The following is a 26,441-nucleotide window of genomic DNA, read 5'->3' as shown; positions in this document are numbered from 1 at the left end:
TTCTACAAGTCCGCCTTATTTAATTGCTTTGGTATTTTTACGGATATGGATTGTGTTTGTCCATTTCGTTTAACCGTTTCCGTTATAGTACCTTTGCTGCGGTTTTCACGGTATGCTTTAGATAAATCAGCAGCGGATTTAACCGGTGTGCCGGCGAGGTCAGTTACGATGTCATCCTTTTGGAATCCTGCTTTTTCGGCAACGGAGGCAGTGGCAATATCAATCACCTGTGCACCTTCGTTATTTTCAGTGTCCTGTACCTGCAGGCCCAGCTTTACGCCTTCTTCCCGCCGGTTGTACCAACCATTTCCGAAGTCCTGGCCACCGCGTGACGGAGGAGCCGGGAAGGTAAACATGCGAGGACCATTTTTGGGCTGACCAAAAGGCGAACGGTCATTCCAGCTATTAATACCAGGGTCTTTTCTTTCATCCAGCGTAACAGTTACTTTACTGGATTTTGAATTACGTATATACGAAACCGTTATTTTATCTGCCGGCTGATGTTTACTAATAATTTCAAACAGTTCCGCCGGTTCATTCACTTTTTCCTGATCAATAGCGGTAATAACATCTCCTACTTTGATGCCTGCTTTATCAGCCGCAGTACCCTTAGCCACTGTTTTTACAGTAACACCGGTAGCTCCTTTCTTTTCTGTGATAACGCCCAGCATGGCCTTGTTGGTGGGTGGAGCTATCGCGTCATCATCGTCGCCATTAAACAGATCAAAATTGTCGGGGAGATTATCGCTATCAAAGCTGAGGGAATTGCCATCGCGCGGGATAATTTTTCTGCGAAAAACAGAAAGGTTAGGGTCCCTGTATTCATCTATTTTTTTACCATCGAGTAAGATATCGCCGTTTTTGATTTCCACGGTCACCTTACTGTCCTTATCATTTTTGTGCTTAATCACAATTTCATCAAACTCTCCCATTTGATCTCTGGGCGTTTTAGCTATTTGCGCAGATACCGCGCCCGTAATAAGGCTGGAAAAACCTGCCAGTGTGAGGATTTGCAGTAACCTGGTCATATCACTTCATGGTTTTTGTTTACTAAATGTAAGCTAATGAGGCAAAATTAAAGAGTGAGGGAGGAAAGAAAAAGTTAAAAAAGGGAGCATAAAGCAGAAAGTGTAAAGCAAAAAGCTATAAAAGCGAATGACCAGAGCGGATGAGTAATTTAAATACTCGCTCTGGTCATTCGCTTTTATAGCTTTTTGCTTTACGCTTTTTGCTTTATGCTTGTTGCAGTACTTTCTTCACTGCGGCAATAGCCTGATCTAATTTATCGGTATCTTGTCCGCCGGCTGTGGCAAAGGTTTTCTGACCGCCGCCACCACCTTTGATCAATGGTGCAATATATTCTTTGATTAGTTTGGTGGCTTCCAATCCTTTGGCAGCTACTATTGATTCGTCGATCGTTAATGCTACACTGGCTTTGCCGCCGATATTAGCTACAAATAACAGCACATGATCCGGGATATCGTTTTTCAGTTGGAAAGACAACTGTTTTAATCCTTCTGCATTGCTGACAKATACAATTTGTCCGAGGAAGTTAATACCGTTGATTGACTCTGCCTGTGAACGCAGGCTGGTAGCCAGTGCACGTACTTTTTCAAGTTCCAGCGCTTCCAGTTGTTTTTCCAGGGCAGCTTTATCTTGCAGTAATGTTTCTACTGTTTTAACGATTTCTTTCGGATTTTTCAATGCTGCCTTAATTTCTTTCAGTTGCAGCAATTGCTCATTCACAAAAGCTTCCGCTTTAACACCAGTAACAGCTTCCACACGGCGTACGCCGGCAGCTACTGCACTTTCAGCTACGAATTTAAACTGGCCCAGTTCGCCGGTATTGCTGATGTGGGTACCACCGCACAACTCAACACTGTAAGCAGGGTCGATCACTACCACGCGTACCACATCACCATATTTTTCACCGAATAATGCCATAGCACCCAGTTTCAGGGCTTCTTCCTTAGGCAGTTCGCGGATTACTACGGGAATGTTTTCCCGGATTTTCTGATTTACGATGGCTTCTATCTGTGCCATTTCCTCATCGGTTACTTTCGCAAAATGCGAGAAGTCGAAGCGTAGCGCTTCAGCGTTCACGAGTGATCCTTTCTGCGCTACGTGGGTACCTAATACCTGGCGCAGGGCTGCATGGAGCAAGTGAGTAGCGGAGTGATGACGCTCGGTATTATGACGTTTATCCTTTGCTACGGCAGCTTTTACAACCGCGTTGGGTTGTGTTGGCAACTTATCCGCAAAATGGATAGTGAGATTATTTTCTTTTTTGGTGTCGGTAACATGAATCACTTCTTCTCCAAAATGCAGGGTACCGGTATCACCTACCTGTCCGCCGCTTTCAGCGTAGAAAGGTGTTTGGCCCAGTACAAGCTGGAATTGTTCCTTTCCTTTAGCTTTTACAGTACGGTATTTCAGCAGTTTGGTAGTGCTTTCCAGTTGTTCGTAGCCAATGAAAACAGAATTAGGGGTTTCGTCCAGTACTACCCAGTCGCCCATATCCAGCTCTGTAGCGGCGCGGGAACGGTCTTTCTGTTCTTTCATAGCAGCCTCGAATCCTTTTTCATCTACAGAAAAACTATTTTCTGCAGCAATCAGGCTGGTAAGGTCATAAGGGAAACCGTAGGTATCATATAATTCGAAGGCGGTTTTACCGTCAACTGCTTTAACAGCGGCATGTTGAATAAAATCTTCAATCCGGCGTATTCCACTTTCCAGCGTACGGAGGAAGTTGTTTTCTTCTTCAAAAACTACTTTCCTCACGAAATCCACTTGTTGTTGGAGTTCCGGGAACACATGTGAAAACTGAGCAGCAAGTACAGGTACAAGGTCATGCAGCAGCGGTTTTTTCATATCCAGGAAGGAGTAATAGTAGCGTACTGCCCTGCGCAGAATACGACGAATAACGTAGCCAGCACCGGTATTGGATGGTAACTGTCCATCCGCGATGGTAAAGGAGATTGCGCGGATATGGTCTGCTATTACGCGGAAAGCCACATCTTTTTTCTCATCAGTGCCTGTATATTTTTTTCCGCTGAGTCCTTCCGTGGTATGGATGGTACCCATAAACAGGTCAGTATCGTAGTTAGAGGTCTTGCCTTGTAATACTCTTACCAGGCGTTCGAGTCCCATACCGGTATCTACGTGTTGTGCTGGCAGAGGTTCCAGGGATTTATCCTTCAGGCGGTTGAACTGCATGAATACGTTGTTCCAGATTTCAATCACCTGGGGATGGTCTGCATTCACCAATGTTTTACCATCTACCAGCTTTTTTTCTTCATCTGGGCGGCAATCGACATGGATTTCGGAGCAAGGGCCACATGGACCAGTATCTCCCATCTCCCAAAAATTATCCTTTTTGTTACCTAACAGGATACGGTCTTCTGCAATATGTTCTTTCCAGAAATTATATGCTTCCTCGTCTTTTGGCAGGTTTTCGCTTGCATCTCCCTGAAAAACAGTTACATAGAGCTTGTCTTTAGGGATTTTATATACCTCTGTCAGTAATTCCCAGCTCCAGGCAATGGCTTCTTTCTTAAAATAGTCGCCAAAGCTCCAGTTACCGAGCATTTCGAACATAGTGTGGTGGTAAGTATCAATACCTACTTCTTCCAGGTCATTGTGCTTGCCGCTTACCCGCAGGCACTTTTGCGTATCTACCACTCTTTTGTGCGGTGGAACCCGGTTTCCAAGGAAATAATCCTTAAACTGGTTCATACCCGCATTGGTGAACATCAGGGTGGGGTCGTTTTTAATAACGATGGGGGCAGATGGGACGATCTGGTGCCCTTTTGACGCAAAAAAGTCCAGGAATTGCTGTCTTATTTCAGATGCTGTCATAAATATTGATGCGAATTAATATGTATTTTATATCTTATAAAGGCGTTTCAACCAGCTTTGGGCTTGTACTTGTGTTTCAAGCCCTTATAAAGTAGTTAGAAAATTGACATTCAAAAGGTTGATGTTTTAATCTAATTACATTAGGTTTGTGCGCCTTATTTTCCCGCCGTGTTAAAGGGAGTGCAAAAATATCGAAACTGGTATGATTATGCAAAACAGGATGTATAACCCGGCAAAAATAGTTTTATGGGAAAAGAAATGCCAACGAAACCATCCATAAGTTTGTACCCATGTGAAATAAATCTGTTGTCATAGCGTTCACTGCACTATGGCGCATAAAGTACACCCTGGTGCATGAAGAAGGTTAAATATTTTTACAACACCCAAACATTAAAATACGAGAAGCTCGTAGTATCACTGCGGGTTAAAGTCCTGCGAATACTGGGGTTTGTGTCTGCGGCCATCGTTACTGGTGCCATTTTCCTGTCTGTGGCCTACCGCTTGGTAGACTCTCCCAAGGAGAAATCGCTCCGGCGTGACCTGGAAGGCATGAAGGAAAGATATGACGCCTTACAGGGCCGTATGAAGGAAGTAAAGGGCAAACTGGCCGAGCTGGAAGACCGTGATAATGAAATTTATCGGGTCATCTTTGAAGCCTCCCCTATTCCTGATAGCAGCCGTATGGGTAAAATAAAGCGGGATGAAGAAGCAGCCCAGCTGCAATCTTTTGCCAGCAGCGAAATCATTGCCTCTACCGCCGTTTTGCTGAAAGAACTCAATAACCGGGTAAAAGCACAGGAAGCCTCTTATGATGAAATTGATAAAATGGTGAAGAATAAACAGCAGATGCTGGCCTCTATCCCCGCTATACAACCCGTATCTAATAAAGATCTTAAGCATATTGCCTCCGGTTTCGGATATCGTATAGATCCCATCTATAAAACTATGAAGTACCATGCGGGCCTCGACTTTGCGGCTCCCAGCGGTACCCCCATCTATTCCACCGGTGATGGTACCGTGGAAGAAGCCAGCCTGAGCGATGTAGGCTACGGCAACCACGTGGTAATCCGCCATGGATACGGTTATAAAACTTTGTATGGCCACATGTTACGGATGAAAGTGAAAGCCGGCCAGGTGGTGAAACGCGGAGATGTGCTGGGATGGGTAGGTAGTACCGGTAAATCTACCGGACCTCACTGCCACTACGAAGTAATGAAAAACGGTGAAAAAGTAGATCCGGTGTACTTCTTCTTTAACGACCTTACTCCTGAACAATTTGATCGTATGCTGAAAATGGCCAGATCCGGAAATCAGTCGTTCGACTAACCCAGAACTGTTAATCATTAGTTTTTAGTAAGTTATATGTCCTTACTAATCATACCAAACTAAAAAATCCAATACTAAAAAGCGGAAATCTAAAGGCTAAAAGCTTAACTTCATCTTCGTAAAAGATATTTGTCACCTCGTTTTTTACTACGATGCACCAGCTAGACCTTTTTTCGACACCTGGAATACCGCATCCTGCTGAAGTTGCGGTAACAAAACCAGCTAAAGTAAAAGTAAAGGCAAGCAGCCCAAAAGCTGCCGTAGCACCCATTATAAATGGGAAAAAACGGGGACGTAAATCATTGAAAGAGTTATCGGAGGACCCGGATCTGATTATGGAATTGGATAAATTGGTACTAGATAAGCAGTATTATTCAATTAGTGAGGTAGCAGCCATGTTTAAGGTGAACACCTCGCTGATACGCTATTGGGAAAATGAATTTGATATACTGCAACCCAAAAAGAACCGAAAAGGCGACCGGCTTTTCCGGCAGGAAGATATTCAGCACCTCAAATTAATTTACCACCTGCTGCGCGAAAGAAAGTATACCATTGAAGGAGCCAAACAAAAATTAAAAGAAGATCATAAACTGGCAGCCCGCAATTTCGAAATGGTACAGGCTTTGCTGAAGGTACGGGGTTTCTTAACGGAACTGAAAGATCAATTATAAAAACATCATTATGCGATTGAAAACATTACTATTGGGCGGCGGCTTATTATTCTCCTCCCTGGCCTGGGCTCAGAGTGGAAAGGTATTGAAGGGCAAGATAGATATGAAAACACTGATGAATGATACCTCCACCACGTGGTTCTACAAAGGTGTAAACAGCTACCAGCCTAATGACAATATGTTGAACTATATTAAAACAAATCGCTCCAACTTCAACATGGTAGTGGTAATGGGTACCTGGGACGAAACCAGCCGCGAAGTAATACCTGCACTCTACAAAGTGATGATTACCGGCGGTAGCCCGGAAGAGCAGATTGTGATGTTTGCAGCAGATGAAAAATTACAGTCAGATGCTCCCGTTGACTATAAAGTAAAGAGATTGCCTACTATCATTGTATTTAAAGATGGTAAAGAAGAAGGCCGCATTGTAGGCACTCCTAAAGAGTCTATCGAAGCTGATCTGTCCCGCATTCTGCTGGCCAGCAGCCAAAAAGAAAAGAAAGATAAAGAGTAATCAGGAATATAGTTTTTCTCAGGACGGAAAAAGATATTTATAAAAGATGAGCGAAGATCGAAGCAGTGCATGCTTCTTTCTTCGCTCATCTCTTTATAACTAACATCAATTGCTAAGGGCGTTGATCCGTAATCGTTACATTAGTAGAAGTAGTAGGCAATTTAATACCCCGTGCCTCCAGCAGCTTTATCACCGTGAGATTCACGCTTTCTCTTAATGCGGCATACCGCGTACCATCAATGATATACGTGTTGAAAATGATTTGAATAACGTAGGTATCCTTCGTAAAATCATTCAGGTTTACGGTGAAGTTATCCAGCACGCTTTCATTGTTTTTTAAAGACTGTCTTACATCCTGCAAGAATGATAATACGGCGTCAGCCGGGGTATCCGTACCCAGTTCCAGCTTTAATGCCACCCGCTGCTGGGTGCGAAGCGAAAGGTTATCCAGTATGCTATCTACCATTTTTTTGTTAGGCACCGTCACGAAAGTCTTTTCCAGTGTACGTATACGCGTACTGCGTAACCCTATTTTTTCCACAGATCCCTGGTAGGCATCTACTTTAACGCTGTCGCCTACACGGAACGGTTTATCAAAGAAGATAATGAAGGAGCCAATCAGGTTTTCAATACTTTCTTTGGCAGCGAGGGCCAGGGCCGCCGCACCAATACCAAGACCAGCAATGATTTTATTCACCAGGCCAACCCCAAACAGGATGCGGATAAACGCAATGGCCCCCATGATGAATATTATGGCCTTGAAGAAGTCGCGGAAGAAAATGATGAATTGATTATCCGTTTTATCTTCTGTCAGATCCGCTTTCTTTTCCAGTACCAGGGCGATGAAATCAATCAGCCGTAATATAATCCAGATAATGCTCATACTGAGCGACAGCTCCAGCAACGTATCTGTTACATTTTGCAGCGTAGCTTTACCATATACATGTACATTGAGGAGCCTTGGAAAGGTAAACCGGTCAATGGTGAGCATGAAGGTGATGAGCAACAGAAAGTATTCCAGTGGCCGCAACAGCAGGTTCACAAAATCTTTTTCGTCAATCTGTGGCGACCAGTGCTTCACCAGCCGGAATAGGATGGCGGCAACCCCTTTGGAGATATACCGCTTTACAATCCACACAAATAACAATACACCCACCAGGATCATATAATCCCGCACGGAGTTGTCTAAAAAAACCTGATTCAAAAATTCATTCATAAAATGATGGCTAAATAATTCTGCTACTTTCCTGGTTAATCAATATTACGCCAGGCTGACTACCGATATTAAAACTACCATAGGTATCGGATATACCCAGGGCCTTTGCGCCATTAAAAGTAGCCCATTGCAGGATTTCTGCCAACGGAATTTCCGGAAAATGCTGACGGATGGTTTTTATTTCTTCCCAGATAGATAAGGAATGGTTGGATGCCAGGCTGTCTGTACCCAGGGTGATCTGGCATTGCTGGCGCCGTAGCAGGCGAATATCCGGCAGCCGGTTTTCTATATAAAGGTTGGCCTGCGGGCAAAGGCACCACCAGGTTTCCAGCGGTTGTTGCTGCGCAAAGCGTATATCCTGTTCCGTAGTAAAGGTATTGTGTACGAGTAGTATTTTGTTTTGGGAGAAGTAAGGCAAATAGGCCTCCAGGCTGTTTGTTCCGCTAGGTTGGAAGCCGCTGACGTCCATCCCGAACTGTTGATAAAAGGCCAGGAAATCGCCGGTTTTTTGTTGGAACAATTCATTTTCTGCGGCCGTTTCCTGGTTATGGATAGATACCGGAGTATTGGCGGGGGTATTGGCCAGCAGCTCAAAGAGTGTGGCACTCACAGAATATGGTGCGTGCGGAACAATAGAGCATTGGTGTCTGGAACTATTGATTTCCCGGAAGGCGGCCAGTACATCCATGCTGTATTGGTAGCGGCTATTGGCGCCAGCAGCTGCAACGCCCATGCATTCTATAAAAGAGTGGTAATACATTCTGCCTTGCTGCTTTTTTACCAGGGTGGCGGTGCCATTACAAATATCGCCCACCGCGGAGATACCGCTTTCCCACATGGCTTGTTCGGCGGCATCAATGGCTGCGTTCAGGTCGCCGGTATGATTATTCCTGGATTGCATCACCTGGGTGAGGAAGGTGGGCAGGCCGGTTTTTTCCGGAATAGCCCCTTTCATATGCGATAATTCCAGGTGGCAGTGGGTATTTATGAAGCCGGGGCATAAAATTCCGTCCAGTTCCTGCACGCCGGTTCCTGCCTGGGAATCGGCTACAATGCCCACTACTAAGCCATCTTCCTGCAGGATGAGTACTTTGTCCGGCCCCAATAATTGGGTGCCGTTAAATATATCTTTTCCCTTTAATTTGATCTGTTTCAATTACCTGCTGTTTAATTAAGTTAATGGTGTTAATTTTGCAACCCGATTGGCAGTATCTTTTTCCGGTTGGGAAGGGATACTCAAAAGTCAAATATAATTATGATAGACAAACTGGAAGCTATAAAAGGTCGTTTCGAGCAGGTATCAATGGCGCTCACCAACCCTGATGTTGTTAGTGATAACAAGAAATTTGGTCAGCTGAGCAAAGAATACCGCCAGCTGGAAAAGATCGTGAAGGCATATGACGCCTACCTGAAACTACTGGACAATATTGCATTCAATAAAGAAGTGCTGGACAGTGGCGATGACGAAATGCGCGAACTGGCGAAAGCGGAAACGGAAGAACTGCAGGAGCAGAAAACCGCGCTGGAAGAAGACATTCGCAACCTGTTGATACCAAAAGATCCCCAGGATGAGAAGAATGCCATTCTTGAAATCCGCGCCGGTACCGGTGGTGATGAGGCCAGCCTCTTTGCGGGCGACCTGTTCCGCATGTATCTGCGTTTTTGTGAGCTGAAAGGCTGGACCACCAGTTTGCTGAGTGAAAACCCCGGTTCTGCAGGTGGTTACAAGGAAATTGTCATGGAAGTAAGCGGCGACGATGTATATGGTACCCTGAAATTTGAATCAGGCGTTCACCGTGTACAGCGTGTACCGGCAACAGAGGCCTCGGGCCGTGTACATACCTCTGCGGCTACCGTGGCGGTATTACCAGAAGCAGAAGAAGTAGACGTAGACGTACGCGAAGCAGATATTAAGATGGATACCTTCCGCTCTTCCGGTGCGGGTGGTCAGCACGTAAATAAAACCGAATCGGCGGTAAGGTTAACGCATCTTCCTACCGGCGTGGTGGTAGAGTGCCAGGAAGGACGTAGCCAGCACTCCAACAGGGAAATCGCCATGAAAATGTTACGTACCCGCATCTATGAAGCAGCGGTACGCAAACATGAAGACGCCATCGCCTCCCAGCGTAAAAGTTTGGTGTCTACCGGCGATCGTTCCGCTAAAATCCGTACCTATAACTATCCTCAGGGACGGGTTACCGATCACCGTATTGGTATGACGGTATACAACATGGATGCCTTCATGAACGGTGAAATCAAAGATATGATTGATGCCCTCTCCTTCGCTGAAAACGCAGAGAAGTTAAAGCAAGGAAACTAAGGGGATACCAGCCATGTTATTGCAGAAAGATACCAGCGAGATGAATGCTGTGTTATCTTTCTGCAATGGCCCGCTAATTTCTCAAAATATCCTACATTTAGTTAGCGGTCTCATTTTACGTGACAGCACTAAGGAAATAGAAAACCTTTTCTTCCCCCTAAATCATCTTCAAATGTTAGAGCAATTAATGGACCTCGTTCGGGAACATGCACAGGGCGCTGTGGTGAACAACCCTGATGTTCCTAATGAACACAATGAAGCCGTTATCGGCGCCGCTACTGAATCTATTGCATCCGGTTTACAACAGGAACTGGCTAACGGTAATACCGAAGGCGTACTGTCTTTACTGGGTGGCAATAGCGCTGCTGATGCCAGCAATCCCGTAGTAGGCAATATTTCCAATAACCTGGTAGGTACTTTGTTGGAAAAATTCAACCTGGATAAAGGTGTGGCTACGCAACTGGCTTCTTCATTAATCCCAACTGTGTTAGGTTCTCTGGCTAGCAAAACACAGGATTCTTCCAATGGTAGCTTCAGCCTGGATGGTATTCTCAATTCATTGACTGGTGGCTCTGCACAGGGCATCAATTTGCAGGGTATACTGGGACAGTTATCCGGTGGGTTAGATAAAAACGGTGATGGACACGTAGATCTGGAAGATTTAAAAAGCCTGTTATCCAATGGCGCCCAACAACAGCAGCAAGCGAATACGGGCGGTGGTATAGGCGGATTATTAAAAAATCTGTTAGGTTAATCTTTTTGGGCGTTTGCATTGTTTATTAGTTAACAGTCGTGTTGATTGTATATGACCTATTTGTCATGTGTTAAAAACTTGCAAAATTTTTGTTGCCTGTTTATTAGTACCAATCAATAAGTTGTGAATGTTAAATCAAGTTGGCAACATATTTGATTACAAGTTTTTCAATTAGTTTTGTCAACGGAACTAATGCTTAAAAACCTTCATGTTTAAAATTATTATGATGAAAAATTTCAATGTTCTGGTAGCTTTAGTCTTATCTGTAACCATGTTGTTCAGTTGTAAAACCTGGCAGAGCGCGGACAATACAAAAAAAGGTGCTGCTATTGGAGTAGGTGGTGGTGCTGCAGCTGGTGCTATCATCGGTAAAGTAGCAGGTAACACTGCACTGGGTGCCATTATTGGTGCCGTAGTTGGTGGCGCTGGTGGAGCTTTGATTGGAAAGAAAATGGATAAGCAGGCGCAGGAAATTAAAACAGAAGTGCCTAATGCTACCGTAGAACGTGTAGGTGAAGGTATTAACGTAACTTTTGATGCAGGCGTATTATTTGGTTTCGATAAATCAAATCTGTCTTCTGTAGCACAGGACAACATCAAACAACTGGCTGTTATTCTGAACAAATACCCTGATACTTACGTACGTGTGGAAGGTCATACAGACGATAAGGGTACAGATGAATACAACATGGGATTATCTGAAAGAAGAACTAAAACGGTGATGGCGTTCCTGCAGGCGCAGGGTATTGCTGCCAGCCGTATTCAAGGCTTCTGGTATGGTAAATCTCAGCCTAAAGTACCAAACGATTCAGATGCTAACCGCGCTATTAACCGTCGTTGTGAGTTCTCTATCTTTGCAAATGACAAGATGAAATCCGACGCTAAGAAAGAAGCTGGTCAGCAATAATCCATATTAAGAACACTTATTTCTCATAAGCAGATATACATTCCCTCCCGCTTTAGCGGGGGGGATTTTTTATTTCTTATCAGCAAGAAACCAGCGCCGTACTATATGGAATACCCATACACCTGCAATAGCCCCCAGGGTATCTGCTAATACATCAAACATATCGAAGCTGCGTCCTATTACCCAGTATTTCTGTATATACTCAATAGCAAGGCCATAAGCCGCTGTCATTATTACCAGTATCACCAGGGTAAGCGGAGAAATGAATTTCTTTTGCCAGTAGATGGCCAGACTGAGGAGTAATACAATACCTCCAAACAAGCCAAAGTGAACAAACTTATCGAAATGAATTTTATCTAAAAACGAACTGGATGGAATATCTTTTCCCGGTAGGGTACACAAAAAAAGAATCAGGAGTATCCAAAGTATGGCAGGAATATAATATCTAAAGTGTTTCATCTTATATGCACTTGCTGGCAATTAGTAAAAAAGGACAACAGGCCTATCGCAGATAACGTGGCCTGTTGTCCTTTTTGTATATAAATAAGTTATGGGTGTAATTATTCACCTACCAGAGCCTGGTATGCAGCTGCGTCTAACAGGCCAGCTACATCAGCAGGATTCTTAACGGTTATTTTCACCATCCAGCCATCGCCATATGGGTCTGTGTTTACCAGTTCTGGTGAACTCTCCAGTTCAGGATTCACTTCATTAACAGTACCAGCAACAGGCATAAACAGATCAGATACTGTTTTTACTGCTTCTACGGTACCAAATACTTCTTCAGCAGCGATGTCTTTGCCAGCAGTAGGAATGTCAACAAAAACGATATCGCCTAATTCACGCTGTGCAAATTCAGTTATACCGATGGTAGCTACGTTACCTTCTAATAAAACCCATTCGTGGTCCTTTGTGTAGCGCAGGTTTGACGGAAAATTCATATCAAGTTTGATTTTGAGCCGTAAAAATACAGAAAGTATTATGAATTTGACAATTGGAATAGTTACGGTTTTAAAATAGCCACCACTTTTTCAGCACCTTCACTTTTATCCGTACATCTTCGAGTGGTCTGTCGTGGCTATCCGTTTTCAGTGCTGCAATTTTATCGATTACATCCATGCCTTTAATCACTTGTCCAAATACGGTATAGTTTTGATCCAGGTGAGGCGTGCCTCCTTCTGTTTTGTATACCCTACGCTGATCTACCGGTATTTTGCGGCCGCCCAGTTTTGTTTTCTCCAGCTTATCTAATTGCTCGTCTGTAAATACTTTGCCTTGCACAATGTAAAATTGGCAACCGGAAGAAGCCTTGTCTGGCCGATCTTCCCGGGCCGCAGCCAATGCTCCTTTGCGATGGTATAAGTCGAGTTGAAATTCCGGAGGAATCGTATAACCTATATCCCCTTCGCCCAGCGTATCGCCAGGATGCGCATATTTTGAATCCGGATCACCCCCCTGTATCATAAAATTATTGATCACCCGGTGAAACAGGGTACTATCATAATAATGCTTTTTAGCCAGCTTTATGAAGTTATTGCGATGTTTCGGGGTTTGGTCATACAATTTAATAATCATGGTACCATAAGGGGTAATCATTTTCACTCTTCTGTCTTTGGCGGTACTTGCGTAAACAAAGAACAACAAAAGGATGCTCAGGGGTAATAGTTTCTTCATAAAATATTTTTACGCTTCTTCGTGGTCAGTAAAGTAAGCAATAATATGCTCTTTCAGGAATACTTCCTGTTCTTCCATTTCCATTTTTGGGACGGGTTGTAATTCTTTAAAGTGTGGCCATCCTTCGTTATCCAGGCCCTCTAATTCAAAATAGCCACTTTGGCTCAGGAGCGTACATACCGCGATGTGCATGAGGTCCTGCTTCTGTTCTTTGGTGTATTTTTTCTTCGTCAGGTTATTTAATTCATTGACGCCGATCATGAAAAGAATGGCTTCCATATTGGGTTTCTTGCCAAATCTTTCGGTAAGCATATCTTCTATCGGCCGCCAGCGCTGTTCGAAATCTTCCATATTCTGTTTGTTTTATAGGTGGAGCTGAAAGCGGTAAGCTTAAAGCAAAAAGGTATTTTGGCGGATGAACATCTTTTTTATCTTTATCCGCTAAATCAGCCGCCAAAATGATCCGCTAAGTTAGCTTTTTGCTTGCTGTTGTAAGCTTCCAGCCCGCTAAAAAAAGGGATAAGTGACCTAAAATGGCCACAGTGGCAAGTTTAACAGCACTTTAACGGCTCGTTCACATAGTGATAAGTTTTATTTGACCAGAGAATGTTTATTTTAGCACACCTGAAAAATTATTAGCATGGAAAATACATCGTCCGACATCCGGCAACTGAATGAGAAGATCCACCAGGCAAGCGCTTTCGTGGACCTGCTCACAATGGAGTTAGGTAAAGTAATTGTTGGCCAGCGTTATATGGTGGAAAGACTGCTCATCGGTTTGCTGGCCCAGGGCCACGTGCTGCTGGAAGGCGTACCCGGTCTGGCAAAAACCTTGTCTATCAAGTCCCTGTCATCCGCTATCAACGCCAAATTCAGCCGTATCCAGTTTACGCCTGACCTCTTACCCGCGGATGTGGTAGGTACTATGATTTATAACCAGCAAAAGAACGAGTTTGTGGTACGCAAAGGTCCCATCTTCGCTAACTTTATCCTGGCAGATGAAATCAACCGTGCCCCGGCAAAAGTACAGAGTGCCCTGCTGGAAGCCATGCAGGAAAGACAAATCACCATCGGCGATACCACTTTTAAACTGGATGATCCCTTCCTGGTACTGGCTACCCAGAACCCTATTGAACAGGAAGGTACTTATACCCTCCCGGAGGCGCAGGTGGACCGTTTTATGCTCAAAGTAGTGATCGGTTACCCTACCAAAGAAGAGGAAAAACTGATTGTTCGTCAGAATCTCAATCCGGAAGCCGCTACGCCTATCCGTCCTGTTATACAGACCTCTGATATCACTGAAGCCCGCAAGCTCGTGAAAGAAGTGTATATGGATGAGAAAATTGAGAAGTATATTCTCGATATCGTTTTTGCTACCCGTAATCCGGAAGATTATAAACTGAATAAATTGAAGCCGTTAATCGCTTACGGCGGTTCTCCGAGAGCCAGCATCAACCTGGCCTGGGCGGCTAAGTCATATGCGTTCATGAAACGCCGTGGTTATGTAATTCCGGAAGACGTACGTAATGTATGCTTCGATGTAATGCGTCACCGCGTTGGTTTAACCTATGAAGCGGAAGCTGAAAATGTAACCAGCGTAAACATCCTGAGCGAAATACTGAACGCTGTAGAAGTGCCATAGTAGCTGTTGGCAGCCAGTCTAAGCGCTAAAAGTTATTCGTAATTTGTAATTCGTAATTTCTCATGATGGATACGGCTGAAATATTAAAAAAGGTAAGACAGATAGAAATAAAAACAAAAGGGCTTACCAACCACATTTTTGCAGGCGAATATCATAGCGCCTTCAAAGGACGTGGTATGTCATTCAGCGAAGTGAGAGATTATCATTTCGGAGATGATGTAAGGTCTATCGACTGGAATGTAACAGCACGATTCAATCACCCTTTTGTTAAAGTTTTTGAAGAAGAAAGAGAGCTGACTGTGATGTTATTGGTGGATATGAGCGAAAGCTCTTCCTTCGGTACCCAAAAGCAGGATAAACGTGATCTGATCACAGAACTCTGCGCTGTATTGGCTTTCTCTGCTATCAAAAATAATGATAAGGTAGGTGTTATCTTTTTCAGCGATGGAATGGAGAAATATATTCCACCTAAAAAAGGAAAGTCACATATACTCTTTATTATCCGGGAATTGCTATCGTTCACGCCTAAACGCAAGGGAACCAATATTAACGAAACACTTCGTTTCTTTAATAATGCCACTAAAAAGCGCAGCATCGTTTTTATGCTGAGTGATTTTCTTTCCGGCAACTATCAGGATGCCTTAAACATCGCTGCTAAACGACACGATGTAGTAGGCATTCAGGTATACGATCAGCGCGATAAAGATTTACCACCCGTTGGATTAATACAGGTGGCCGATGCGGAAACAGGCGCTACCCAATGGGTAGATACCGCCGACCGCCGGGTACGTCAGTATTATGAACAGCAGTTCCTGCAGCATGCACAGTATTGCAAAAATGCGTTCCTGAAAAGTGGCGCTGAACTGGTAAGTGTACGCACGGATGAAGATTACGTGAAAGCATTACAAACATTTTTCCTTAAGAGGGCCTAAGTTATAATGGAGCGCAAATTAAACATGTATAAACCACAAGTTATAAGACGTATATTTTTATGTTGCTTACTGGGGTTGTTGTATCCTTTCAGCCTGCTGGCGCAGCAGGTGGTAGATGTAACGGCTAAAGCAGATACTAACAGTATCCGGCTTGGCGAGCAGATAAAACTACAGCTTACCGCCACGCTTACGCCGGCACAGTTTAAGGACGCTAATTTTAAAATACTGTTCCCTGTATTGCCGGATTCCCTGGACCATTTTGATGTGGTTACCCGTACTTCTGTAGATACGTCAGTAAACCAGGATCAGCATATTCTTCACCAAACATTTACACTCACCAGCTTTGATTCCGGCCACTGGGAAATTCCTCCTATGCGGTTTGAAGTCATTACTGGCGCCAATGCAGCTTCCGATTCTGCCATTACCCTGCCCATAGGAATAGATGTAAATACTGTAGCGGTAGATACGTCTAAAGCATTTAAACCCATTAAAGCGGTGCAGGCAGCGCCCTGGAGTATCTGGGATTACTGGCTGTTTATGCTCATCCCGGTGGTGATTGTATTGGTGGCTATCGGCGTGGTATGGTATATCCGGTCAAGGCCTTTGAAAGAAAAAATAGTATATGTCCCTACGGTATCTCCATATGAAATTGCTTCCCAGGAATTGAAAGCACTGAAGGAGCAACAATTATGGCAACAAGGGGATATTAAACAATATTATACCCGGTTAACGGATATTCTGCGCACCTACTTTGAGCATCAGTTTAACATTGCTGCGCTGGAGCAAACCAGCGAGGAACTGCTGCAGAATATTAAACCAGTAACCAAGCTGAATCAGCAAAGAGACAAACTGCGTAGCCTGCTGGCTATCGCTGACCTGGCAAAGTTCGCCAAGTTGCAGCCTACTGCTGATGAGCATGAGGATTGTATGCATATGGCAGAAGAGATTCTGGAGTGGACCAAACCGAAAACAGGTCCTGCAGAAGATGCAGCAGCAGGTGAAAAACAACAAGCATAAAGCCAGAATGGATCTTAATTAGAAAATTGATGGATTTTTCAACGTGGAAAAATATTGAATTTGCCTACCCGGTTTTCCTGTGGCTATTGCTGCTGGTGCCGGTGCTGATATACTGGTACTTCGCCCGACGCAAAGGCCGGCAAAGTGTGATGATGATTTCTTCCCTGGAAGGATTGAAAGGCTTGCCGGTATCCTGGAAAGTGCGTTTCAGACCCTTGTTACTGGTGCTGCGTCTCCTGGCCATCATTGCACTAATAGTAGCACTGGCCCGGCCGCAAACATCCAATACCTCTGAAAGTATCGATAGCGAGGGTATTGATATCGTAATGGCAATAGATATCTCCGGTAGTATGCTGGCGGAAGACCTGCAACCCAATCGGATGGAAGCCGCTAAAAGAGTGGCCGCCGACTTTGTGGATAAACGTATCAGCGATCGTATAGGCCTGGTCGTTTTCTCCGGAGAAAGCTTTACGCAATGCCCTATTACCACAGATCATGCGGTATTGAAAAACCAGATCATGCAGGTGAAAAGCGGTATGCTGCAAGATGGTACCGCCATCGGTATGGGACTGGCTACCTCTGTAGATCGTTTACGTAATAGTCATGCGAAAAGTAAAGTCATCATTCTGCTTACAGATGGAGTTAACAACACCGGTCTCATAGATCCGTTGACGGCACTGGATATTGCCAAAGCATTTAAAATCAGGGTATACACCATCGGGGTGGGTACCATTGGTAAAGCGCCTTTCCCCATGCCTATGGCGGATGGTAGCGTGCAAATGGTGATGCAGGATGTACAGATTGATGAGCCGCTGATGAAGAAAATATCTAAAGAAACCGGCGGAAAATATTTCCGTGCTACCAATACCACTGATCTGAAAAGTATTTATAGTGAAATTGATCAGCTGGAGAAAACCAAGGTGGAAATCACTTCTTATAAACGCTTTGCAGAACATTTCTTCCTCCTGGCCATGATTGCGCTGGGATGTATTTTGCTGGAAGTGGTGTTACGGTATAGCGTTTTCAAAAGCTTACCATAGTGGGTTTTGTCTTACCTTTGGGCTTCTTATGCAAGAAGCTATAGTATATAAATCAACGGGAAGCTGGTACGTGGTAAAAACTGCCACAGGCGAAACATTTCAGGCAAGGATGAAAGGAATCTTCAAAAAAGATGAAGACATCACTTCTACCAATCCTATTGCCGTGGGCGATAGGGTTACCATCACGCCGGATGATAGCGATGCCAATGCCAAGAACGCGATGATTACTGCCATCGGCGACCGTAAGAACTATATTGTGCGTAGCTCTCCACATGGGAAAAACAAAAAACATATTGTAGCCGCTAATATGGATCAGGCTATGCTGATCTGTACGGTGAAGGAGCCCCGTACCTCTCAGGGTTTCATTGACCGTTTCCTGGTTACCGCAGCTGCTTATCACATCCCGGTAATACTGGTATTCAACAAAAAGGATATTTACAAACAGAAAGAATTAGAAAAGTTCGAAGAACTGGCAGCCCTATACGAAAGTATCGGCTACCAGGTACTGTTAATATCTGCATCCAAAGAAGAAGGAGTGGATGACGTAAGAGCACTGCTGAAAGATAAAACCACGCTGATGTCCGGGCATTCCGGGGTAGGAAAATCTTCCCTGATCAATGTGCTGATGCCGGGATTGGATCTGCGCACCAAGGCCGTGAGTGGCTGGAGTGGCAAAGGATTACACACCACTACTTCTGCTGAAATGTACGACCTGCCTTTTGGCGGTTGTTTAATAGATACCCCTGGTGTACGGGAATTTGGTATCGTAGATATTGCCAAGGCAGAGTTATCCCATTATTTCCTGGAAATGCAACCCTATCTGAGCCAGTGTCAGTTCAATAACTGTTTGCACATCAATGAGCCTGGCTGCGCGGTGAAAGCTGCTGTAGAGGAAGGTGATATTGATGCAGACCGGTACATTAGCTATGCTACCATCCTGGAAACCATCGAAGAAGAACAATACTGATTATCCTTTCCCCGGCTTACCTAATTCGTCCAATACTTTTTCTGCGCCCCAGTTACGTCTGGGCTGCGGACAACCTTTCTTTTGGGTACGACAGGCCCCTAACAGGATTATAGTCAGCAATAAGGCAATAGGAAGGGCTTTACGCATGAGGAATTTTTTTAGAATAAACGACTCATTTGTTTACCCGCCTTGCGGTTGCTTTGCTTGATATCTTTCGTGTAGTAGTTGGAAGCGGGGCATCCTGTTTTCTGCGATGAACAGCCGGTAAACAGGATGCTGCCTAATAGGAGCAGGCACAAAATAGGTTTCATAGGGAGGGTAATTTGCCTGCAATATAATATTTTTTTATAACATGTGAAGGCGGTTATTTTACTTCTTGTGCTTCCTCGTACCAGGAGGCGTACATGCTATAGTTTTTAGAAATACGGTTAATTTCCCCGTTAATCAGGGCCATATCAATATCTTTTACTTTTTTGGCGGGAACTCCGGCGTAGATAGTACCAGGTTCTACATTCGTACCAGCCAGTACTACGGCTCCTGCGGCAATAATACTATTACTGCTGATATGCGCATTATCCATTACAATAGCACCCATGCCAATCAATACATTATCATCTACCGTACAGCCATGCAGGATAGCGTTGTGGCCAATAGACACATTATTACCAACAATGGTTTTAGATTTCTGATAAGTACAGTGAATCACTGCTCCGTCTTGTACGTTTACATTCTCGCCCAGGCGGATACTGTTTACATCGCCGCGAACCACAGCATTGAACCATACTGTGCAACCTTTACCCATTACTACATCCCCTACTATGGTAGCATTGGGGGCAATGAAACAGTCTTCAGGAAATTGAGGAGTGATGCCTCTGAGTGGTATAATGTGCGCCATAATAATGTGTTTTAATGCTTATGTTACAAATATAACAATTACTAATTAGCAGTTGTTTTCTAACTTCGCAAAGAACAGAGTAGTTAGTGATATGAATAACAGGCAACTTTTTTTGCAGCACGTAGCGCAAACATCCGATGCTCCGCTGGCATTGGAAATAGTGAAAGCAGCCGGCATGTATATGTGGGATGTAAATGGCAAGCGATACCTGGATCTTATTGCCGGCATCAGTGTATGTAATGTGGGACATTGCCATCCCGCAGTGGTAAAGGCCATACAGGAACAGGCGCAGCAATATATGCACCTGTTGGTATATGGAGAATTTGTGCAATCGCCACAGGTAGCTTTTGCTACGCTGCTCACGCAACATCTTCCGGAACAACTGAACTGTGTATATTTCACCAACTCCGGTGCAGAAGCGGTAGAAGGAGCTATGAAGCTGGCTAAGCGCTATACCGGCAGAACGGAAATCGCCGCTTTTAACCGCAGCTATCATGGCTCAACTCAAGGCGCCTTAAGTATCCTGGGCGACGAGTACTGGCGCAATGCGTACCGGCCCTTGTTGCCAGGCATACAACACCTGGAGTATAATAATTTTGAGTCGCTGGAATTAATCACGGAGCGTACAGCGGCAGTGATAGCAGAAACGGTGCAGGCAGAAGGCGGCGTAAACGTTCCACAACGGAAATGGCTACACGCACTTCGTGATAAATGTACTGCTACCGGCGCCCTGTTGATATTGGATGAAATTCAATGTGGATTCGGGAGAAATGGTACGCTGTGGGCATTTGAACAATTCGGTATTGTCCCCGATGTTCTACTGTTGGGAAAAGCATTAGGCGGTGGTATGCCATTAGGCGCTTTCATTGCTTCCCGCGATATCATGTGGTCACTCACCAACAGTCCGGTGCTTGGACATATCACCACATTTGGTGGGCATCCGGTGAATTGTGCCGCAGGTCTTGCCGGCTTTAAAGCTTTGCTGGATGAGGATTTACTGAAAGATGTGAAAGCAAAGGAGCAATTATTTCTGCAGCATCTGCAACATCCAGCCATTAAATCAGTGCGCTCACTTGGATTGATGATCGCTGTTGAGTTTGAAAATTTCCCTGTCAATAAAAAAGTAATTGATTATTGCATTGCCAATGGCATGGTAACGGACTGGTTCCTCTTTGCGGCAGAATGTATGCGCATTGTGCCTCCACTCATTATTACACCGGAAGAAATTGTATGGGCCTGTAAGCTGATTTGCGAAGCGGCAGATACTATTTAAAAAAAGAGGTAACAATTGTTACCCCTTTTTTTTTAGTTATTTACTGGTTAATATCAGGAGTTCAACCGGCTTAAAGACAGTGTAACACTTTTAGCAAATAACTCTATCGTATCCTGCTCCCCTATTGCCAGGTAATAATAGTATTTACCCTGGGAAGTCATTTCATGAAAGTTGTTATTATACTTGAATTTTCCACGGTAGAAATGCTCCAATATGCTACTGCTACCAGTCTTCTCCGGATGGATGGAAAAGTTGGTCATCGTTACCTGGTGAAAGTCTATAATCACTTTAAAGTCATCGTTGGTAAATCTTAGTTGCAGCTTTTTTTCGGCTGCATCCAATTGTATTTTGATGCATTGGAAGTCGTGTTGCAGATCGTAAGGATAGCCATCTATCTCTCCCCGGGTGATGCTTTCCAGCAATGGTGTATGCGTTACATCTTTCATGAGCAAACAATTAAAACTGTAGTTTGAAGCTACCAAACACGCCAAAACGTTTGTTGGCAGGTTCTCCCGGTGTTACATCCGGTGTTACTCTCCAGATAAAGTCTACCCGCAGGAATTTGAAAATGTTTTCTATACCAGTACCTAATTCCAGATAAGGATTACCTTCCAGTGTTTTGAAGGCGTATCCGTTGTGCAGGTTCAGCTGTTGATTGGAGGGAGAAAGAGAACCAATAACACCTTTAGCGGTCCAGAACTGGCGCCATTTTAGTTTTTTGATCAGGGGGATATAGCCAAATATGCCATTGCCAATAGTATGTTCCACGTTGAAGCCTGCATATTGATCGCTGAGAAACTCGAAGCGATTCATCATGTTAAAAGCGTACTTGTTGTAATAGTAAATTTCATTACCMGGATGTACTTCCAGGGAAGTATAAGGCACGGTACCAAAAATTTTACCACCAAATACGTTGTAGTAGAAGGAGCCAAAAGGCGGCAGTTTCACGTAGTCAGATACACTTAGGGTAGCGCGTTGATATTGTTGGCCACTGTTGCCGATGCCGGGTATACCTGCTGCCAGTTTCAGTTCTGCAATAGGATATTTACTACCCAGGCTGATGCGATAGTAATTACCTTCCAGGAATTGTTCGTGGAAAGCGTAGCGTAATTTCACTTCCACTTCCATGCTGGTGAGCGGGTCACGGTTGTTAGACAGCTTCGGGTAAGACGCTGCTGTGGGCAGTGGTTCATAAGGTCTTACCTGTTTGTATATCAGGTTCAGTTGGTGCGAAAATCCGCTGTAATATTCTTTAAAGAATTCCACGCGTTTTTCATCTACCATTAAAAATTTCTGTGGAACACCGCCTTTGCGGATGGCCAGCGTGAAGATGTTGTCTGTACCTACCTCGTCGTAGTAGTGGGTACCGTTGTCAAGATCCTTGGTGAAAGCGGCGTAAATATACGTACGCGGATGTCTTTTCAGCAGCCAGAGTGCAGATATTTTTCCTTTATATACCTGGTCTTTGAAGCCATAGGCCAGGTAGCCGTAGAGGTATAAATCTTTATTGAATTTAGGGGTGGTACCGAGGTCCATTCTCAGGCGGAATCCTTCCAGCCTGTTTTGGGAAAACAGGTAGTAATACGGGCCAAATTCAATGGGACCTACTGGTTTATAGCCAGTGGCCAGGAAACGGATGGTATTGGAATAAGTCCGGAATAGCGGCATTTTCTGGAGGGTATCCACCATTTTATAAATGCCTTCCTCATTTTTGCTAAGATCTTCGGGGCGATTATCCATCCAGAAGGAGTCTTTCCGTATGCGGGCGCTATCCAGTACTACCACTGGTTCCGGGTATCTTTTGTCACTGAAGATGTTGGTGGCGGCGGTATCATTCGTTACTACGTTGTCATAGGTCGTTGTCTTCCGGCCAATGAAATCAAATGTTTTTCCCGGTCTGGGGCTTGGCGCCCAGAAGTCGGCGATGAATTTATCTTTATACAGAAACCAGGAACTATCGTGCAGTTGCCGGAATTCCTGTACCATGCTCACTTTATGTACGAAGTTGATATTCGCATCTTTGGGAACGGACAGGGTGGTTTTTTGTACGGCATAGGTGGTGTCGTGTACCCACAGGTCGCCGATAAAGGTGTTCTCTCCTTTTCGTTTAGGCGTAAAGTTTAGTTTTATAAACCGTTGCCCGCTGATGTATTGGGTATCGGCAATAGAGTAATCGTAGTAGAAGGCGCCGTTGTGGTGTATCGGGCTTACAAATTGTTTATCAAATACCGGGATGAAGTTGTTGTATACGTTGATGTTCTGATACATACTTCCCAGGAATTTTGTGACGCTTTCATTGTCGATTCCGGAGGTGCGGGCGGCTTTGATAATTTCTTTTGTTCTGCGCGGGCTCGACTGGAAATAATAATCAGACAAGGTTTCTGTGAGGAAGATGGGTAGAAAGGGCTTGTCTTCCGAGGTACTGTCGATGTTCTCCAGGATGAACGCAAATGGTTTGGTGAAGCGGTTCCGGCCAAGTTTCTCTTTGTTGAGATTCTTCATGTCCAGTTCCAGCTTATTATATACCTCGTATTTGTAGTTGTCGAGGCGATTGTAGTTATTTTCCGGTTTGTGTTTAATAATTTGTTTGAGCAGAATGAGTGCCCAGTTTACGTTGGCTTTTATTTCATATGTTTTCAGTGAAACATCGGAGCGGGTTACGTCGAAGTTAATAGTTTGTTCTTTCAGGGTTTTGTTAACGGGGAGTTGAAGAATGGTATACCCCATTACCCTTACCAGTAATGAATCTGATGGGATAACATTTAGTTCGAAGAGGTATTTACCTTCCGCGTTGCTTACCATACCGGTTTGGGTATGGGCAAATTGAAGAGTGGCGAAGGGAATGATTTCCTGTGAGTGCGCATCCCTAACCACTCCACTAACCTTGTACTGCTGCGCCATCAAACCCGAACACCAAACGCTTACGCCGATGATTATTGCTAATATTCTTTTCCAGCCAACCATATCTGACAACAATATTATATTATTTATCGCTATTCTAAGCGCCTGCTTTCTTTTAGGTAACGCAGTTATAACAAAAAATTATATTTTAAGATTCAAATATTTCTCTTAGCTTTGTATTGCAAAGTACTTTTCTGTATGACAGACCAACAACATCTGCAAGCATTAACAGATATAAAGCGCCTCATGGAGCGGAGCAGCCGTTTCATTTCGCTAAGTGGATTGAGTGGAATATCTGCTGGTATCAGCGGACTGATTGGCGCTTATATAGCGCGTGTCTGGCTGGTGGAATATTATACCCGGTGGGAAATTTCCGGCGCTTATAGTGATACAGATTTCCGTATTTTAAAATATCGTTTAATAGCATTGGCATTGGCTGTGTTGGCAGCAGCCCTGGCGGCGGGTACCTTTTTCACCTGGCGCAAAGCGAGACAGAATAATTTACCGATTTGGGATTTGACTGCGAGGAAAGTGCTGATTAATACCGCTATTCCACTGGCGGCAGGCGGCGCCTTTATTGCAGGGTTGTTATTTAATCACCTGGAAACGCTGGTAGCACCTACCTGTTTGGTGTTTTATGGGTTGGCTATCATTAACGCCAGTAAATATACGTTACCAGATGTGCGGTACCTGGGTATCTGTGAAACCATCCTCGGTATAGTTAATCTTTTCATTTTGCGTAAAGGCCTTTATTTTTGGGCAGTGGGCTTCGGATTGCTTCACATTATTTATGGAGCGTTGATGTGGTGGAAATATGAACGGAAAAAGACTATTTAATCAATAGCATGAACCCAATTGGTAATTTAAATAAAGTATTCGAGAGCCGTATACGCCTGGGCGTTATGAGTGTGTTGATGGTGAATGAGGAAGTTAATTTCAACGACCTTAAACAAATGCTGGAAGTAACAGATGGTAATCTGGCTTCCCATCTCAATACACTCGAAGAAAACGGTTATCTGAAGGTGCATAAGGGTTTTATTGGCCGAAAAACCAATACCACTTACGCCATTACCGCTGCCGGTGAAAAAGCCTTTAAAGGGCATCTGGCGGCCCTGGAACACATGATAAAATTCACTAAGTAAATTTTTTTTGTCTTTTTACTTTGAAATACAAAGTGCTTTTTAAAAAATAAAAATATGGAACCTTCAACACAAGAACCACTGTCTTTTTTTGACCGGTACGCCTACGCCTTTAAAGCAGGTATTATTGTAGTAATGATCATGATATTGCTGATCCCCACCAACATGATACAAAACCTCATCCTGGAGCGTCGCGACAGGCAGGAGGAAGCGGTCAAAGAAGTAACCAGCCGCTGGGGAAATGAACAAAATATAACAGGTCCGGTGCTGGCTATTCCCTATAAAAGCAAGACCGCAAGTGAGACCAATTACCTATACGTGCTGCCGGAGAATCTTAAAATTAACGGAGAATTGCTTCCGGAGAAATTACAACGTGGTATTTTCAACGTAGCCGTGTACAACGCCAAACTGCAATTGAGTGGCGCCTTCAATGGCGCCGACATCGCCGCGCTCAACACCTCTTCTTCCGCCTTAGACTGGGAACATGCGACTTTACTCATTGGCGTCAGCGATTTACACGGTATCGACAACCAGGTGCAGATGGCATGGAATAGCAAAAACTACGTGTTCACTGCGGGAGTAGTCAGCAACGATTTGTTTGCCAATGGGATTCAGGCGCCAGTGGCTATTACGCCAGGAGACACCGGCGCTTTGTCTTCCCACTTCTCACTGGAACTGAGCATAAAAGGATCTGGCAGGATCTCTTTCTCTCCCATTGGTAAATCTACTACCGTGGCCATCAATTCCAACTGGGCGAACCCCAGCTTTGACGAAGCCTTTCCTCCTAAAACAAGACGCGTAGATGATAAAGGATTTGCCGCTACCTGGCAGGTACAAAACCTGAGCCGTAGCTTCCCCCAGAGCTGGGAAGGCAAAAAGTACAATATCCATTCTGCCGATTTCGGTATTAAATTATTTATGCCTGCAGAAAGTTACCAGATGTCGATGCGAGCGGTGAAATATGCCATTCTCATCATAGGACTTACTTTCTTTATATTTTATTTTATCGAATTGTCACAGCGCCGCGCCCTTCATCCAATACAATATGCCCTCATCGGCTTAGCCCTTTGTATTTTTTATACCTTGCTCATCTCTATTTCAGAACAAATTAACTTTATTATGGCTTACCTTATTGCCAGTATCTTAACGATAGGTCTGATTATTGCATATACGGCTGCTGCCTTTAAAAGCACCCGTATTGCAGCAGGCATTGGCGCTACACTCGCCATCGTTTACGGATTTATTTATGTGATCATCAGTGCGGAAGATCAGGCATTGTTGATGGGAAGCTTAGGACTCTTTATTATCCTGGCCCTGATCATGTACTTCAGCACCACCATCAAATGGGATAAATTAGGACATAAAAACACGGACACTATTACTCAATAAACACGA

General features: G+C 44.2%; 28 protein-coding genes. 15 read left to right on the top strand and 13 right to left on the bottom strand.

Annotated features, from left to right (window positions below; all coding sequences use genetic code 11):
- Window positions 1-2: 2 nt before the first annotated feature.
- A complete protein-coding gene (locus AC1DFM_RS26580) occupies window positions 3-1,028 on the bottom strand; it encodes a PDZ domain-containing protein (protein ID WP_477079800.1) in 1,026 nt (341 codons plus the stop codon).
- A 205-nt stretch (window positions 1,029-1,233) separates the two neighbouring features.
- Entirely contained in the window at window positions 1,234-3,858 is a 2,625-nt protein-coding gene (gene alaS, locus AC1DFM_RS26575; protein ID WP_477079799.1) for an alanine--tRNA ligase, read from the bottom strand.
- Between the two features lie 354 nt (window positions 3,859-4,212).
- Here alaS and AC1DFM_RS26570 point away from each other — a divergent pair, with 354 nt between their 5' ends.
- The 3 genes from AC1DFM_RS26570 (at window position 4,213) to AC1DFM_RS26560 (ending at window position 6,369) form a co-directional block, all read left to right on the top strand.
- Window positions 4,213-5,184, top strand: coding sequence for a peptidoglycan DD-metalloendopeptidase family protein (locus AC1DFM_RS26570; protein WP_477079798.1), 972 nt, complete (start codon window positions 4,213-4,215; stop codon window positions 5,182-5,184).
- Between the two features lie 152 nt (window positions 5,185-5,336).
- The gene (locus AC1DFM_RS26565; protein ID WP_477079797.1) at window positions 5,337-5,855 is read left to right on the top strand and encodes a MerR family transcriptional regulator; all 519 of its coding nucleotides are present in this window, start codon (window positions 5,337-5,339) and stop codon (window positions 5,853-5,855) included.
- A 10-nt stretch (window positions 5,856-5,865) separates the two neighbouring features.
- A complete protein-coding gene (locus AC1DFM_RS26560; RefSeq protein WP_477079796.1) occupies window positions 5,866-6,369 on the top strand; it encodes a thioredoxin domain-containing protein in 504 nt (167 codons plus the stop codon).
- Between the two features lie 112 nt (window positions 6,370-6,481).
- Here AC1DFM_RS26560 and AC1DFM_RS26555 read toward each other — a convergent pair whose 3' ends face one another.
- On the bottom strand, window positions 6,482-7,585 hold the full coding sequence (locus tag AC1DFM_RS26555; RefSeq protein WP_477079795.1) for a mechanosensitive ion channel family protein: 1,104 nt from the start codon (window positions 7,583-7,585) through the stop codon (window positions 6,482-6,484).
- A gap of 10 nt (window positions 7,586-7,595) precedes the next feature.
- Window positions 7,596-8,741, bottom strand: coding sequence for an amidohydrolase family protein (locus tag AC1DFM_RS26550; RefSeq protein WP_477079794.1), 1,146 nt, complete (start codon window positions 8,739-8,741; stop codon window positions 7,596-7,598).
- Window positions 8,742-8,840: 99 nt separating this feature from the next.
- On the opposite strand from AC1DFM_RS26550, the gene prfA reads away from it, so the two are divergent.
- The 3 genes from prfA to AC1DFM_RS26535 all read left to right on the top strand — a co-directional run bounded on the left by prfA (window position 8,841) and on the right by AC1DFM_RS26535 (window position 11,566).
- A complete protein-coding gene (gene prfA / locus AC1DFM_RS26545; protein WP_477079793.1) occupies window positions 8,841-9,905 on the top strand; it encodes a peptide chain release factor 1 in 1,065 nt (354 codons plus the stop codon).
- A gap of 172 nt (window positions 9,906-10,077) precedes the next feature.
- Entirely contained in the window at window positions 10,078-10,659 is a 582-nt protein-coding gene (locus AC1DFM_RS26540) for a hypothetical protein (protein ID WP_477079792.1), read from the top strand.
- A 226-nt stretch (window positions 10,660-10,885) separates the two neighbouring features.
- The gene (locus tag AC1DFM_RS26535; RefSeq protein ID WP_477079791.1) at window positions 10,886-11,566 is read left to right on the top strand and encodes a YiaD family glycine zipper/OmpA-like lipoprotein; all 681 of its coding nucleotides are present in this window, start codon (window positions 10,886-10,888) and stop codon (window positions 11,564-11,566) included.
- A 69-nt stretch (window positions 11,567-11,635) separates the two neighbouring features.
- On the opposite strand, the gene AC1DFM_RS26530 is transcribed toward AC1DFM_RS26535, so the two are convergent.
- The 4 genes from AC1DFM_RS26530 to AC1DFM_RS26515 all read right to left on the bottom strand — a co-directional run bounded on the left by AC1DFM_RS26530 (window position 11,636) and on the right by AC1DFM_RS26515 (window position 13,591).
- A complete protein-coding gene (locus AC1DFM_RS26530) occupies window positions 11,636-12,025 on the bottom strand; it encodes a VanZ family protein (protein ID WP_477079790.1) in 390 nt (129 codons plus the stop codon).
- A gap of 101 nt (window positions 12,026-12,126) precedes the next feature.
- Window positions 12,127-12,507 carry a glycine cleavage system protein GcvH gene (gene gcvH / locus AC1DFM_RS26525; RefSeq protein ID WP_477079789.1) on the bottom strand — a complete coding sequence of 127 codons (381 nt, stop codon included), beginning with the start codon at window positions 12,505-12,507 and terminating at the stop codon, window positions 12,127-12,129.
- A gap of 70 nt (window positions 12,508-12,577) precedes the next feature.
- Window positions 12,578-13,240, bottom strand: coding sequence for a peptidylprolyl isomerase (locus AC1DFM_RS26520; protein WP_477079788.1), 663 nt, complete (start codon window positions 13,238-13,240; stop codon window positions 12,578-12,580).
- Window positions 13,241-13,249: 9 nt separating this feature from the next.
- Window positions 13,250-13,591, bottom strand: a complete 342-nt coding sequence (locus AC1DFM_RS26515; RefSeq protein ID WP_477079787.1) for a hypothetical protein — start codon at window positions 13,589-13,591, stop codon at window positions 13,250-13,252.
- Window positions 13,592-13,880: 289 nt separating this feature from the next.
- Here AC1DFM_RS26515 and AC1DFM_RS26510 point away from each other — a divergent pair, with 289 nt between their 5' ends.
- From AC1DFM_RS26510 to rsgA, 5 genes are all read left to right on the top strand, one after another.
- The gene (locus AC1DFM_RS26510; protein ID WP_477079786.1) at window positions 13,881-14,882 is read left to right on the top strand and encodes an AAA family ATPase; all 1,002 of its coding nucleotides are present in this window, start codon (window positions 13,881-13,883) and stop codon (window positions 14,880-14,882) included.
- 62 nt (window positions 14,883-14,944) lie between these two features.
- The gene (locus tag AC1DFM_RS26505; protein WP_477079785.1) at window positions 14,945-15,814 is read left to right on the top strand and encodes a DUF58 domain-containing protein; all 870 of its coding nucleotides are present in this window, start codon (window positions 14,945-14,947) and stop codon (window positions 15,812-15,814) included.
- Between the two features lie 24 nt (window positions 15,815-15,838).
- Window positions 15,839-16,831, top strand: coding sequence for a BatD family protein (locus AC1DFM_RS26500; RefSeq protein ID WP_477079784.1), 993 nt, complete (start codon window positions 15,839-15,841; stop codon window positions 16,829-16,831).
- A gap of 29 nt (window positions 16,832-16,860) precedes the next feature.
- Window positions 16,861-17,871 (top strand): vWA domain-containing protein, encoded by a 1,011-nt coding sequence (locus AC1DFM_RS26495; protein WP_477079783.1) that lies wholly within the window; start codon window positions 16,861-16,863, stop codon window positions 17,869-17,871.
- Window positions 17,872-17,899: 28 nt separating this feature from the next.
- Entirely contained in the window at window positions 17,900-18,838 is a 939-nt protein-coding gene (gene rsgA, locus AC1DFM_RS26490; protein ID WP_477079782.1) for a ribosome small subunit-dependent GTPase A, read from the top strand.
- Here rsgA and AC1DFM_RS26485 read toward each other — a convergent pair whose 3' ends face one another.
- Genes AC1DFM_RS26485 through AC1DFM_RS26475 form a run of 3 tightly spaced genes read right to left on the bottom strand, consistent with a single transcriptional unit; the run spans window position 18,839 to window position 19,733 of the window.
- A complete protein-coding gene (locus AC1DFM_RS26485) occupies window positions 18,839-18,985 on the bottom strand; it encodes a hypothetical protein (RefSeq protein WP_477079781.1) in 147 nt (48 codons plus the stop codon). It lies immediately after the preceding gene.
- Between the two features lie 11 nt (window positions 18,986-18,996).
- Entirely contained in the window at window positions 18,997-19,149 is a 153-nt protein-coding gene (locus AC1DFM_RS26480) for a hypothetical protein (protein ID WP_477079780.1), read from the bottom strand.
- A gap of 53 nt (window positions 19,150-19,202) precedes the next feature.
- Complete coding sequence (locus AC1DFM_RS26475; RefSeq protein ID WP_477079779.1) at window positions 19,203-19,733, bottom strand: gamma carbonic anhydrase family protein; 531 nt, start codon at window positions 19,731-19,733, stop codon at window positions 19,203-19,205.
- Window positions 19,734-19,824: 91 nt separating this feature from the next.
- Here AC1DFM_RS26475 and AC1DFM_RS26470 point away from each other — a divergent pair, with 91 nt between their 5' ends.
- Window positions 19,825-21,006: an aspartate aminotransferase family protein gene (locus AC1DFM_RS26470; protein ID WP_477079778.1), complete on the top strand. Its 1,182-nt coding sequence runs from the start codon at window positions 19,825-19,827 to the stop codon at window positions 21,004-21,006.
- A gap of 53 nt (window positions 21,007-21,059) precedes the next feature.
- On the opposite strand, the gene AC1DFM_RS26465 is transcribed toward AC1DFM_RS26470, so the two are convergent.
- Both AC1DFM_RS26465 and AC1DFM_RS26460 read right to left on the bottom strand, forming a co-directional pair.
- On the bottom strand, window positions 21,060-21,452 hold the full coding sequence (locus tag AC1DFM_RS26465) for a hypothetical protein (protein ID WP_477079777.1): 393 nt from the start codon (window positions 21,450-21,452) through the stop codon (window positions 21,060-21,062).
- Between the two features lie 10 nt (window positions 21,453-21,462).
- Complete coding sequence (locus AC1DFM_RS26460) at window positions 21,463-23,970, bottom strand: DUF5686 family protein (protein ID WP_477079776.1); 2,508 nt, start codon at window positions 23,968-23,970, stop codon at window positions 21,463-21,465.
- 135 nt (window positions 23,971-24,105) lie between these two features.
- On the opposite strand from AC1DFM_RS26460, the gene AC1DFM_RS26455 reads away from it, so the two are divergent.
- Genes AC1DFM_RS26455 through creD form a run of 3 tightly spaced genes read left to right on the top strand, consistent with a single transcriptional unit; the run spans window position 24,106 to window position 26,435 of the window.
- The gene (locus tag AC1DFM_RS26455) at window positions 24,106-24,744 is read left to right on the top strand and encodes a hypothetical protein (RefSeq protein ID WP_477079775.1); all 639 of its coding nucleotides are present in this window, start codon (window positions 24,106-24,108) and stop codon (window positions 24,742-24,744) included.
- A gap of 8 nt (window positions 24,745-24,752) precedes the next feature.
- A complete protein-coding gene (locus AC1DFM_RS26450) occupies window positions 24,753-25,049 on the top strand; it encodes a winged helix-turn-helix domain-containing protein (RefSeq protein WP_291920103.1) in 297 nt (98 codons plus the stop codon).
- A 54-nt stretch (window positions 25,050-25,103) separates the two neighbouring features.
- On the top strand, window positions 25,104-26,435 hold the full coding sequence (creD, locus tag AC1DFM_RS26445; protein ID WP_477079774.1) for a cell envelope integrity protein CreD: 1,332 nt from the start codon (window positions 25,104-25,106) through the stop codon (window positions 26,433-26,435).
- Window positions 26,436-26,441: the final 6 nt, after the last annotated feature.

The organism is Chitinophaga sp. 05T412 (assembly GCF_056396465.1).
This window is presented reverse-complemented; position numbering and strand designations above follow the sequence as displayed.